The organism is Rhodobium orientis, assembly GCF_003258835.1.
Taxonomy (GTDB): Bacteria; Pseudomonadota; Alphaproteobacteria; order Rhizobiales; family Rhodobiaceae; genus Rhodobium; species Rhodobium orientis.
The window spans coordinates 1-10,844 of record NZ_NPEV01000054.1 but is presented as its reverse complement, the minus strand read 5'-3'; the positions used below and the strand labels follow the sequence as shown (position 1 = coordinate 10,844).

Annotated in this window: 10 protein-coding genes, 1 pseudogene and 1 riboswitch; of the genes and pseudogenes, 6 read left to right on the top strand and 5 right to left on the bottom strand. The window is 65.7% G+C overall.

What is annotated here, in order from left to right; genetic code table 11:
• Nucleotides 1-573, bottom strand: a pseudogene (lysK, locus tag CH339_RS25185) (lysine--tRNA ligase); the annotation flags it as partial.
• A 259-nt stretch (nt 574-832) separates the two neighbouring features.
• Here lysK and CH339_RS19440 point away from each other — a divergent pair.
• Nucleotides 833-1,243, top strand: a complete 411-nt coding sequence (locus CH339_RS19440; RefSeq protein ID WP_111436038.1) for a tellurite resistance TerB family protein — start codon at nt 833-835, stop codon at nt 1,241-1,243.
• A gap of 18 nt (nt 1,244-1,261) precedes the next feature.
• Here CH339_RS19440 and CH339_RS19435 read toward each other — a convergent pair whose 3' ends face one another.
• Nucleotides 1,262-2,713, bottom strand: a complete 1,452-nt coding sequence (locus tag CH339_RS19435) for a TrkH family potassium uptake protein (protein WP_245408177.1) — start codon at nt 2,711-2,713, stop codon at nt 1,262-1,264.
• Nucleotides 2,714-2,784: 71 nt separating this feature from the next.
• Nucleotides 2,785-3,177 (bottom strand): Co2+/Mg2+ efflux facilitator ApaG/CorD, encoded by a 393-nt coding sequence (gene apaG / locus CH339_RS19430; RefSeq protein WP_111436037.1) that lies wholly within the window; start codon nt 3,175-3,177, stop codon nt 2,785-2,787.
• A 223-nt stretch (nt 3,178-3,400) separates the two neighbouring features.
• On the opposite strand from apaG, the gene CH339_RS19425 reads away from it, so the two are divergent.
• Nucleotides 3,401-4,012, top strand: coding sequence for a CDP-alcohol phosphatidyltransferase family protein (locus CH339_RS19425; protein ID WP_111436036.1), 612 nt, complete (start codon nt 3,401-3,403; stop codon nt 4,010-4,012).
• 18 nt (nt 4,013-4,030) lie between these two features.
• Here CH339_RS19425 and CH339_RS19420 read toward each other — a convergent pair whose 3' ends face one another.
• Both CH339_RS19420 and CH339_RS19415 read right to left on the bottom strand, forming a co-directional pair.
• Complete coding sequence (locus CH339_RS19420; RefSeq protein WP_170138588.1) at nt 4,031-4,837, bottom strand: pilus assembly protein TadG-related protein; 807 nt, start codon at nt 4,835-4,837, stop codon at nt 4,031-4,033.
• 393 nt (nt 4,838-5,230) lie between these two features.
• Nucleotides 5,231-6,412, bottom strand: coding sequence for an O-succinylhomoserine sulfhydrylase (locus CH339_RS19415; RefSeq protein WP_111436034.1), 1,182 nt, complete (start codon nt 6,410-6,412; stop codon nt 5,231-5,233).
• 60 nt (nt 6,413-6,472) lie between these two features.
• A riboswitch (SAM riboswitch) is annotated at nt 6,473-6,551 on the bottom strand.
• A 204-nt stretch (nt 6,552-6,755) separates the two neighbouring features.
• Between CH339_RS19415 and CH339_RS19410 the strand changes: the two genes are divergently transcribed.
• The 4 genes from CH339_RS19410 to CH339_RS19395 all read left to right on the top strand — a co-directional run bounded on the left by CH339_RS19410 (nt 6,756) and on the right by CH339_RS19395 (nt 10,614).
• Entirely contained in the window at nt 6,756-7,379 is a 624-nt protein-coding gene (locus CH339_RS19410; RefSeq protein WP_111436033.1) for a phosphatase domain-containing protein, read from the top strand.
• Nucleotides 7,354-8,031: a response regulator transcription factor gene (locus CH339_RS19405; RefSeq protein ID WP_111436032.1), complete on the top strand. Its 678-nt coding sequence runs from the start codon at nt 7,354-7,356 to the stop codon at nt 8,029-8,031. The genes CH339_RS19410 and CH339_RS19405 overlap by 26 nt, the downstream gene beginning before the upstream one ends.
• Nucleotides 8,018-9,421 (top strand): HAMP domain-containing sensor histidine kinase, encoded by a 1,404-nt coding sequence (locus CH339_RS19400; RefSeq protein WP_111436031.1) that lies wholly within the window; start codon nt 8,018-8,020, stop codon nt 9,419-9,421. The genes CH339_RS19405 and CH339_RS19400 overlap by 14 nt, the downstream gene beginning before the upstream one ends.
• A gap of 80 nt (nt 9,422-9,501) precedes the next feature.
• Nucleotides 9,502-10,614 carry a 2'-deoxycytidine 5'-triphosphate deaminase gene (locus CH339_RS19395; protein ID WP_111436030.1) on the top strand — a complete coding sequence of 371 codons (1,113 nt, stop codon included), beginning with the start codon at nt 9,502-9,504 and terminating at the stop codon, nt 10,612-10,614.
• Nucleotides 10,615-10,844 lie beyond the last annotated feature (230 nt).

Below are 10,844 nucleotides of genomic sequence, written 5' to 3'. Positions count from 1 at the left end.
GGCGCCGAGCGTCGGCAGCATCACCTTCATGATGGCGTCGTATTCGGCAACGGCCCTCAAGAGCACCTCGTCGAAGCGGCCGGCCCGGTAATAGTCCGTGGCGCTGGCGAACTCGTAGTCGAAGCCGAAGGCGTCGAGGAAGCGGCGCAGCATGGCGTTGTTGTGGGCGCCGAAGCTGTCGAAGTCGCCGTCGAAGGGGTTCGGCACCGTCGTCAGCGGCATTTGCAGGTACGGCATCAGGGCCGCCGGATCCGGCACGCTGTCCGGCACCTTGCGCATGCCGTCGAGATCGTCGGAAAAGCACAACAGCCGCGTCGGGATCGCGTCCTCGGTGAGGATGCGGAAGGCGTGGCGGACCATGGTGGTGCGGGCGACCTCGCCGAAGGTGCCGATATGGGGCAGGCCGGACGGGCCATAGCCGGTCTCGAAGAGGACGCCTTCCGGTCCTGCCGGCCGTTTCTCCAGCCGCTTGACGATTTTCCGCGCTTCCTCGAAGGGCCAGGCCCGGGAGGTCTGGGCGGCCGCGATCACGGCCGGGGAAAGATCGAGGGAAGCGGCTGAGGTATCCGTCATTTCTGCTATCCGATAAGGGGTTAAGCCCCCGCTCCGGCGGGCGCGGGCGGAACCTAGTGCGGTTTGCCGGTCTTGTGAAGCAAATCCGCGAGAGCCGCCGCGCGTGCAATCTGCCGGCGCGGCCGACATCGCCGCTCCAAGGGTGCGATGCTTCGCCCTCGCCCGCCATTTCTTCGGCGGTCACGATTTCCCCCAACGGGGATTTATTCTAGGGTCTTTCCCCGAATCGACGATCCGCGACGCGAAGGACCTGCCGTTCATGAGCACCATCACCCACCACGACGCCCTGATCTACGCCATGGTGACGATTTCCGCCGCGGACCGATCCATGACGGATCCGGAGCTGATGCGGATCGGCGAGATCGTCCAGACGCTGCCGATCTTCCGCTCCTACAACCGGGAACGCCTGATCAACGCCGCCGAAGACTGCGGCGACATCCTGCAGGGCGACGACGGCCTGCAACGGGTGCTCGACGAGATCGCCGAGGCGCTGCCGAAAAAGCTCTACGACACCGCCTATGCGCTGGCCGTGGAGGTCGCCGCCGCCGACCTGCATGTGGAGCAGGAGGAGCTGCGCTTCCTGCAGATGCTGCGCGACCGGCTCAACCTCGACAAGCTGACGGTCGCCGCCATCGAGGCCGGCGCCAGGGCGCGCCACCGCACGCTCTGAGGCTCGCCGGCTCTTACCTCAATCGCGCCAGAATTTCGGCAGGAACAGCACCAGCACGGTGAACAGTTCCAGCCGCCCGAGCAGCATGCCGAAGGCGAGCAGCCATTTCGCCGTGTTGTTGAGGTCCTTGAAGTTGCCGGCCGGGCCGATGATCTCGCCGAGCCCCGGGCCGACGTTCGAGATCGCCGTTGCGGCGCCGGACAGCGCCGTCATGTCGTCGAGGCCGGTGAGGCTGAGGAGGATCGTCAGGCCGACGACGCAGACCAGATACAAGAAGAAGAAGGTCATGACGGCGGCGGAGACGGAATCCTCCAGCGGCCGGCCGTTATAGGTCTTCACGAAGACGCCGTTCGGATAGAGCATCCGGTTGAGGTGCTGGCGGATGTCCTGGAACATGATCTGGAAGCGGAAGATCTTTACGCCGCAGGAGGTCGAGGACGAGCAGCCGCCGATGAACATGACCATGAAGAACAGCGCCGCGGAGAACGTGCCCCAGGCGTTGTAGTCGTCATTGGCGTATCCCGTTCCGGTCATCACCGAGACGATGTTGAAGACGGCGTAACGCAGCGAATCCGGGCCCGGATGGATGTGCAGGTAACGCTCGTAGAGCCAGATCGTCAGCGAGAAGATGATCAGGAAAGCGAAGAAGGTGTGGACCTGGGAATCGTCCTTCAGGAAGGTCAGCGAGCGGGTCTGCAGGATCCGGATATAGATCAGGAACGGCAGGCTGCCGAGGCACATGAAGACGATGGCGATCCAGTCGATGGCCGCGCTGTCGTAGTGGCCGATGGAGGCGTCCTTGGAGGAAAAGCCGCCGGTCGCTACCGTGGTCATGGCGTGGATCGCCGCATCGATGAGCGTCATGCCGGCCGCCGCATAGGCAAAGGCGCAGGCCGCCGTCATCGACAGGAAGATGATCGTCATGATGCCGGAGATCTGGGTCGCGCGCGGCAGGATCTTGTCGGCGGCGTGGAACGCCTCGGCCTTGAAGAGCTGCATGCCGCCGACCTGCAGCATCGGCATGACGGCAATCGCCATGAAGATGATGCCGAGGCCGCCGAGCCATTGCAGGAGGCCGCGCCAGAACAGGATGCCGGGCGGCGCGGTGTCGAGCCCGGTGATCACCGTCGCGCCCGTCGTCGTAATCCCCGACATGGCTTCGAAAAAGGCGTCGGTATAGGACGGCACCACCCCCGACCAGTAGATCGGCAGGGCCCCGAAGGCGGCCAGCACCACCCAGGCAAAGACCGTCATGATGAAGGCCTCGCGCACCGACAGGCCGGCCGGCGCGCCGCGGGCGACGGCCCAGGACGAGAACCCCACCATCATGGTCAGAAGGGCCGAGGCGGTGAAGATCTGCCAGTCCGGATTGCCCTCGGCGAGGTCGATCAGCGCCGGCACCATCATGGCGCTGCCGAGCGTTGCCAGGAGCGCTCCGACGATCAGCATGATGGGCCGGAGATCGATCACGGCACGGCCCCCGCATGCCTTTTGCGGGAGGAGAACTGTCGAGGGGACCTCGGGGCCATGCGCGGCAGGGCCTAGTTGATGACGCGCGGCATGTCGGGCACGTCGAGGGAAAAGGCCGGGATCTCGACATCGAAGCGCTCGCCGTCGTCGCACTCCATCTGGTAATGGCCGGCCATGATGCCGCCCGGCGTCGAAAGCGGGCAGCCGCTGGTATATTCGTAGGCCTCGTCCGGCTCGATCACCGGTTCCTCGCCGACGACGCCGGCGCCATGCACCTCCTGCACCCGGCCCGTCGCATCGGTGATCTTCCAGTGGCGCGTGCGCAGTTGCACCGGCTCGCCACCGAGATTGACGATTTCCACGGTGTAGGCCCAGAAATAGCGGTTCTGGTCCGGCGCGGACTCCTCGTCCAGATAGACCGGCTCCACCGTGATCTGGATGTTGCGGGTGACGGCGCGATACATGGACAAATCCCTGTTGCAAAGGCGGCGGTGCGGCGGCGCCCCACAAAACCCGGCCGATCTTACCCGACCCCGGAGGTTGCGCGGCAAACCGGTTGTCGCCCGTTTGTGCCGTCCCGGCGGCGTTTTTGCAATATGGCGAAAGGGACGACGCGCGGCCAGACGGCGTGACGGCGGCGATCCAGTCGGCTATGACGCCGCAGAAGCGCCCTTGCGGATTCCTGCCATGTTCGACGCCGCCCTCAGAAAAATCATCGATGCGCCGCTGAACCGGGCCGGGCGCGGGCTCGCCGACGTCGGCGTCACCGCCAATGCGGTCACGGTCTTCGGGCTGGTGCTGGGGTTTGCGGCGGCTGCGGCAATCGCCCTCGGCGCGACATGGGTCGCGCTCTGCCTCGTCCTCCTCAACCGGCTCGCCGACGGGTTAGATGGGGCTGTCGCCCGCGCAACTGACCGCACCGACCTCGGCGGCTATATCGACATCGTCTTCGATTTTCTGTTCTACGGCGCAGTGCCGCTCGGCTTCGTCCTCGCCGACCCGGCCGAGAACGGGCTTGCCGGCGCCGTCTTGCTCGCCAGCTTCTACGCCAACGGCGCGGCGTTCCTTGCCTTTGCGATCATGGCGGAAAAGACGGGCATCGAGACCTCGGCCCAGGGGCTGAAGTCGCTCTACTATCTGGGGGGCCTTGCCGAGGGCGCCGAGACGATTTTCGTCTTCGTCGTCTTCTGCCTGTTTCCGGCCTGGTTTTCGGTGATTGCGCTCGCCTTTGCAGCGCTCTGCTTCGTGTCGGCCGGCGCGCGGATCGTGTTTTCGATGCGGGTGTTGGCGGACCGGTGACGCGTCCGGCCCGGTCGCTCAGTTCACCAGGCGGACGTTGTCCTTCGACACCTGGTTGCACTGGCCGGTGACCTTGTAGAAGAAATCGGCATTGGCGTAGCTCACCGTGCTGCCGCCGTCCTCCCAGGCGTGTTCGGAGGTCGTACCGCACGGCACGAGGTCGAAAATGTCGACCTTGGTGTTGTCCGGGACCTGGACGTGGTCGACGATCAGCCGGTTCGACCATTCGGGGTCGTCGGTCCGGTAAGTCAGGTCGCAGCCGCCGTTGCGGCAGCTTTCCAGCCCCTTGCTGTTGGGATCGACGTCCATCTGGAGATAGGCGGATTCATAGTCGCCGAGGTCGATCCATCCGCTGTTGCTGACCTCAAATGCTGCCGGCTGATAGTTGTAGCGGATCTGGACCAGTTCCTCGTCCGTTGTCTCGCCCTTGCGCCGGACCATCAACCTGACGACCTTGTTGTACCAGCCGTTCGCCGAGATCGGGAAAAACCGCGCCGAAGAGAGTTTTTTCGGCGCGAAGGCCGTGGATTTGACGCTGACATCGAAGCCATCGGTGCCGATCACCTTGCTGAAGAAGACGGGCGAGGTGCCGCTGGCGGTGACCGTGACCGTGACCCCGTCGCCGCTCTCGGCCCTGTTGTAGGAGACGAGTGCCCCTTCCTTGGTGTTCTGTTGGTAGATTCTGGACGCCGCGCTCTCGCTGAGGCTGACATCGGCGACAGTCGCCGCAATGGCTGCGGAATCGGCGGCGATCTGCATGTCTGACTTCATCGTCCAGGCGAGCGTGAATTCGACCGCAAGGCCGATCAGGGCCAGGATCGGCACCAGGACGAGAGCGAAAATGACGGCGATCGAGCCGGAGCGCGACCTCGAAAAGCGAGAAAACAGCGACGCGATCCGCCAAGGCTTCTGGCAACACATGGGCGTCAACCTTCCCGTTATCCTCGGATAATCCGGAAATGTTAGACGCTTCGTAGAAATAAACCGCTAAAATTGTGGATATTCTAGATTGCGCGCAATGCGAAGGTGCGGGAATACCGCTGCGCTGCCTGCGATTCAGGCTCCTGCAGCGGATCGCCGAAGGTGAGCGTCACCGGACCGTTCAGGCGTTGCGGGCGTGTTCCGGCAGCACCGCCGCGTCTTCGCATGTCCGCTCCGTTTGGGCAGTGGCGACCGCGACCGCCTGCCAATGATCCGGAGCGTTAGGCGCCCGCTCGCCTACCCCAGCCCTCGCGAAATATCCGCGATCAGATCGTCGGCGTCTTCCAGGCCGACCGAGAAGCGCAGCGTGCCGGCGGTGATGCCGAGTTCGAGCTGCTGGTCTTCGTCCATCCTCTGGTGGGTGGTGGTCGCGGGGTGGCAGATGAGGCTCTTGGCATCGCCGAGATTGTTGGAGATTTTGACGATCTCCAGCGCGTTACACAGGCGATAGGCTGCCTCCTTGCCGCCCTTCAGCTCCAGGCAGATGAGGTTGGAGCCGGCGCGCATCTGGCGGGCGACGATGTCGGCCTGGGGGTGGTCCGCGCGGCCGGGATAGACGAGGCGCGCAACGGACGGATGGTCGGCGAGGAAATCGGCGATCTTTGCGGCGTTCTCGGTCTGGCGGGCGACGCGGACGTCGAGGGTCTCAAGGCCTTTTAAGAGCACCCAGGCGTTGAACGGGCTCATGGACGGCCCGGTCTGGCGCAGGAAATTGTGCAGGTACTCGTCCACCCACTCCTCGCTGGACAGCACGATGCCGCCGAGGCAGCGGCCCTGGCCGTCGATGTGCTTGGTCGCCGAATAGACGACCACGTCGGCACCGAGTTGAAGCGGTGACTGCCAGACGGGCGTTGCAAAGACGTTGTCGACGATGAGCACGGCGCCGGCCTCATGGGCGATTTCGGCGACAGCCGCAATGTCGAGGACGTCGAGGGTCGGGTTGGTTGGGCTTTCCAGGAACAGGGCCTTGGTCTCGGGCTTGACCGCGGCGCGCCACTGGTCGAGGTCGGTTCCGTCGACCAGGGTCGAGGTGACGCCGAAGCGCGGAAGCAAGTCCTCGACGATGTAGCGACAGGAGCTGAACAGCGCCTTTGCCGCCACCACATGGTCGCCGGCGGAGACCTGGCAGAGGAAGGCCGCCGTCACGGCCGCCATCCCGCTCGCGGTTGCCCGCGCGGCCCCGGCGCCTTCCAGCAGCGCCATGCGGTCCTCGAACATCGCCGTCGTCGGGTTGGAAAAGCGCGAATAGATGAAGCCGGGGTCCTCGCCGTTGAAGCGGGCCTCGGCGGCCTCGGCCGTGTCATAGGCAAAGCCCTGGGTCAGGAACAAGGCTTCCGACATCTCGCCGAACTGCGAGCGCATCGTTCCGCCATGCACCAGCTTGGTTGCCGGTTTCCAGTTTTCCTTGCCACTTGTCATAGTCTTCGACCTTCTTGAAGTTCACGCACAAAAAAACCCGGCCGACGCTTGTCTGACCGGGGGCATGCACTCCCGACCTTTTAGCGCCTTGTTTTACGTGGCGGCAAGCCGGCCGGCCCAAATGACCACGATCCCTTGCCTCTACTCCCTCTTGGCCGCGGCGTCAACGGCGGGCAGTGCAAGGCCGGCGATCGAGGGACCGGTGCGCGGCGGACCGGCGGCCGGATACGCGACCCCTTTCGGAACCTCAGGGGCCAACTATACGAAACCGTATAGTTCGGGAAATCTGGCGTCATAGGGGCGATGATACGCAAGTCCGGTCACCCAGACCGGAGCCCCGATCATGCCCCCAATATCGACTGTCCTGACGTACACCTTCGTGACGATGAGCCTCATCGTCGCGCCTGCGGCGGGATATGCCGGCTATCTTCGCATGTCCGGCAACATCCATGCCGTCGACCCGGGCCTCGTCTACAGGTCCGGCCAGCTCGACGCCGGGCAACTCGAGCACCTGGTCGATGACAAGGGCATCCGGTCGGTCCTCAATCTGCGCGGCCCGCATCCGGGCGCACAATGGTTTGAGGACGAGGCCGATGTCGCGCAGCGCCATGGGATTACCCACCTGTCGATCCATATTTCCGCCGACAAGGAACCGCGGCTGGAAACGATGGCGGCCATCGAACAGGCGATAGAGACCGCGCCGAAGCCGCTGCTCATCCATTGCATGGGAGGCGCCGACCGGTCGGGCCTCGCCTCGGCGATCTACGAATATGCCGTGGCAGGAAAAACTGCCGCTTTGGCCGACGATCAGCTATCCTTCACCTACGGTCATTTCCCGTGGCTCTGGAGCAGGAGCGGAGCCATGGATCGCGCGTTCCAGCGGTTCGTCACGTCGAACCAGATGGCGGCCGCGGAACCGCAGGAGGTTCGGGGAAGCCCAGATGAAGGTTCTGATCATCGAAGATGATCGCTCGACGGCCGACTATGTCGCCGGCGGGTTGAAGGAGGAAGGCCACGATCTCGACCATGCGGCGTCCGGGCCCGAAGGGCTCGAACTGGCCTGCACGCGCGACTACGATGCGGTGGTGATCGACCGCATGCTGCCGGGGCTCGACGGCCTGTCGATCGTGCGCGCCCTGCGCTCAGCCGGCCGGGATGCGCCGATCATCTTCCTGACCTCGGTGTCCGGCCTCGACGACCGGGTCGAGGGGCTGGAGGCCGGCGCCGACGACTACCTTGCCAAGCCGTTCGCGTTTTCCGAGTTGATGGCCCGGCTGAACGCCCTCGCCCGCCGCTCGCCGCTGCGCAAGGAAGACGCCGTCCTCAAGGTCGGCGACCTTGAGATGAACGTCATCGCCCGCCAGGTGCGGCGCCAGGGCCAGGCGATCGAGCTCCAGCCCCGCGAGTTCCGGCTGCTGGAATACATGATGCGCAACCGCGGCCGGGTGCTGACCCGGACCATGCTCCTGGAACGGGTGTGGGACTTCCATTTCGACCCGAAGACGAATGTCGTGGAAACCCATGTCAGCCGATTGCGCTCGAAAGTGGACAAGCCTTTCGAGACCGAGATGATCAGGACGATCCGGGGCTCGGGATACATCCTCAATGTTCCTTCCTAGGGAGCTCCGCTCGATCTCCTTCCGTGTGGCGCTGATCTACACGGTGTTTTTCCTCGGCTCGGTGCTCGCCATCCTGGGGACAACCTATCTCGCCGCATCGTCGGAAATGACCGGCATTCTGCGCGCCGCCGTCGCCGACGACATGGACGAACTGCGACAGGCGTTCCGCTCCGACGGCGAGGCCGGGCTGCGGCACGAGATGGAAGAGCTGCTGGAACGCGCCTCGCAGGACCGCTTCTTCCTGTTCCGCAAACCGGACGGTTCCGTGATCTCCGGAAATCTCCCGACCGACCTCTGGCGCGACGGCTGGAACGAGAGCGAAATCCCCGCCGATCGCGTGCGGCCGTCGGCGGACATAGAGGCGGCAGCCTCGCAGGCCCCCGAACGGGAGGTCCGGCTCATCAGTCTTGGCGAGCGGATCGGCCCTTTCGAGATCATGATCGCGCGGAACCTGCGCGCCCTGCACGAGACGCAGGAGACCATCCTTTCGGCGATGCTCTGGGGCGGGCTGGTGACGACGCTGCTGGCGCTGGCCGGCGGCTTCCTCATCTCCGTCGGCCCGACCCGCCGGGTCGACCGGATCGCGGCGACGATGCGCAGGATCGTCGAGGGCCATCTCGACCTGCGCCTGCCGGTCTCCGGCCGGCGCGACGAACTGGACCGCCTTGCCGGCGACATCAACATGATGCTGGCGCGCATCGAGACGTTGCTGGCGAGCCTCCGGCAGGTCTCCACGGACATCGCGCACGACCTGCGCACGCCGCTCGCCCGCCTCAGGCAACGTCTGGAAAGCGTGCGCCGGAAGGAGCGCAGCCTTGCGGAATACGAGGCCGCGATCGATGCGGCGATCGGGGAGAGCGACGCGGCGATCGAGACCTTCAACGCGCTCCTCAGGGTGGCGCAGATCGAGGCCGGCACGCGGCGATCGCGGTTTCGCCGACTCGCCCTTGGAGAGGTCGTCGAACGGGTCTGCGATATCTACGCCGAGGTCGCGACCGACACCGGCCACACGATGAGCTGGGACAGCGTTGCGGCCGCGACGGTCGACGGCGACGAGGAACTTTTGACGCAATTGCTGGCGAACCTCATCGAGAACGCCATCAACCATGTCCCGGCGCCGGGGCGGATCGCGGTTTCCCTGCACCGGGATGGCGACACAGCCGTGCTCAGCGTCGCCGACGACGGCCCCGGCGTCCCGGAGGGCGAGCGGGAAAAGATATTCCGGCGCCTCTACAGGCTGGACCGAAGCCGGACGACACCGGGAAGCGGATTGGGCCTGTCGCTCGTCGCCGCCATCGTGGAGTTGCACGCCGGCAAAGTCGAAGCGCTCGACAACGCGCCCGGTCTTTGCGTGCGCATCACCCTGCCGCTTGCCGGCGAGACCGGCTAGATCCGCCCGCCCCCGTCTTGGCCTTGGCGCCGGCGGCGCGATCGGGTAGAGCATGCCAAACGGTGAGGCAGGGCCATCCAATGACGGCAACAGACGGGACGCGGCCGACGGGCATCTTTCCCGCCCATATGATCCGCGAGCTTTTTGCATCGGGCGCGGCGGCGAGCGCGGGGCCGCTCGATGCCGACCAGATCCAGCCGGCGAGCCTCGACCTCCGGCTCGGCGACGTCGCCTACCGGGTGCGGGCGAGTTTCCTCACCGGCCCGCAGACGACCGTTGAGGAAAAGCTTCAGGACCTGAGGCTCCACACGATCCCGCTCACCGGCGGCGCGGTGCTGGAGACCGGCTGCGTCTATATCGTGCCGCTGATGGAGCGGCTGGCCTTGCCGGCCGACATCGCGGCGGCGGCCAACCCGAAATCCTCCACCGGCCGGCTCGACGTCTTCACACGGGTGATCGCCGACCGCGGCCGCGCCTTCGACACCGTGCCGGCCGGCTATTGCGGCCCGCTCTATGCGGAAATCAGCCCGCGCACCTTCCCGGTGCTGGTCCGGGCCGGCTCGCGGCTCTCCCAGATCCGCTTCCGGCGCGGCTCGGCGCGGATCACGGAAGACGACCTTGCCGCCCTCCACCGGGCGATGCCGCTGATCGACGGCGCCAGCCATGATTTTTCCGGCGGCGTGCCGGTCTCCATCGACCTGGAAGGCCGGGCCCGTGACGGCCTCGTCGGGTTCCGCGCCAAGCGGCACACGGCGGTCATCGACGTCGATGCCAAGAACGCCTGCGACGTGCTCGACTTCTGGGAGCCGATGACGACGCGCGGCAGCCGGTCGCTCGTCCTCGACCCGAACGAGTTCTATATCCTCGTCTCGCGCGAGGCGGTCTGCGTGCCGCCGGAGACGGCGGCCGAAATGGTGCCCTTCGATCCGCTGGTCGGCGAATTCCGGGTTCACTATGCCGGCTTCTTCGACCCCGGCTTCGGCTATGACGGGGCGGGCGGCGCCGGCGCGCGGGCGGTGCTGGAAGTGCGCAGCCACGAGGTGCCGTTCATCGTCGACCACGGCCAGACCGTCGGCCGCCTCGTCTACGAGCACCTGGCGGAGAAGCCCGAAGCGCTCTATGGCGAGGGCGGCACCTCCAGCTACCAGGGCCAGGCGCTGAAGCTGTCGAAGCATTTTCGGGCTTTGGATTAGTTTTTCGCTGTTTGTTTGCGCTCACGGCTGAGCGCGGGCTGCGCCCGCTAGCCTCCGCGGCGGCGGCGCATCAGCGCCGGCGGCCGTTCGGCCTTGCGATCCCGTTGGGATCGATGGCGCCCGCCCCAAACTCGGCCGTCATCCCGGATTTAGTGTATGTCCCGGGGAGATGGCTTACAGCGTTCGGGGAGATGGTTGACACTTTTGGCATGGATAGGCGGAGGAGGCCG

What these genes read in the sequence shown, in the direction of transcription:
- CH339_RS19440 (WP_111436038.1), top strand. Translation starts at nt 833, where the DNA reads ATGAGCACCATCACCCACCACGACGCCCTGATCTACGCCATGGTGACG.
- CH339_RS19405 (WP_111436032.1), top strand. Translation starts at nt 7,354, where the DNA reads ATGAAGGTTCTGATCATCGAAGATGATCGCTCGACGGCCGACTATGTC.
- CH339_RS19400 (WP_111436031.1), top strand. Translation starts at nt 8,018, where the DNA reads ATGTTCCTTCCTAGGGAGCTCCGCTCGATCTCCTTCCGTGTGGCGCTG.
- CH339_RS19425 (WP_111436036.1), top strand. Translation starts at nt 3,401, where the DNA reads ATGTTCGACGCCGCCCTCAGAAAAATCATCGATGCGCCGCTGAACCGG.
- CH339_RS19395 (WP_111436030.1), top strand. Translation starts at nt 9,502, where the DNA reads ATGACGGCAACAGACGGGACGCGGCCGACGGGCATCTTTCCCGCCCAT.
- CH339_RS19410 (WP_111436033.1), top strand. Translation starts at nt 6,756, where the DNA reads ATGCCCCCAATATCGACTGTCCTGACGTACACCTTCGTGACGATGAGC.
- CH339_RS19415 (WP_111436034.1), bottom strand. Translation starts at nt 6,412, where the DNA reads ATGACAAGTGGCAAGGAAAACTGGAAACCGGCAACCAAGCTGGTGCAT.
- apaG (WP_111436037.1), bottom strand. Translation starts at nt 3,177, where the DNA reads ATGTATCGCGCCGTCACCCGCAACATCCAGATCACGGTGGAGCCGGTC.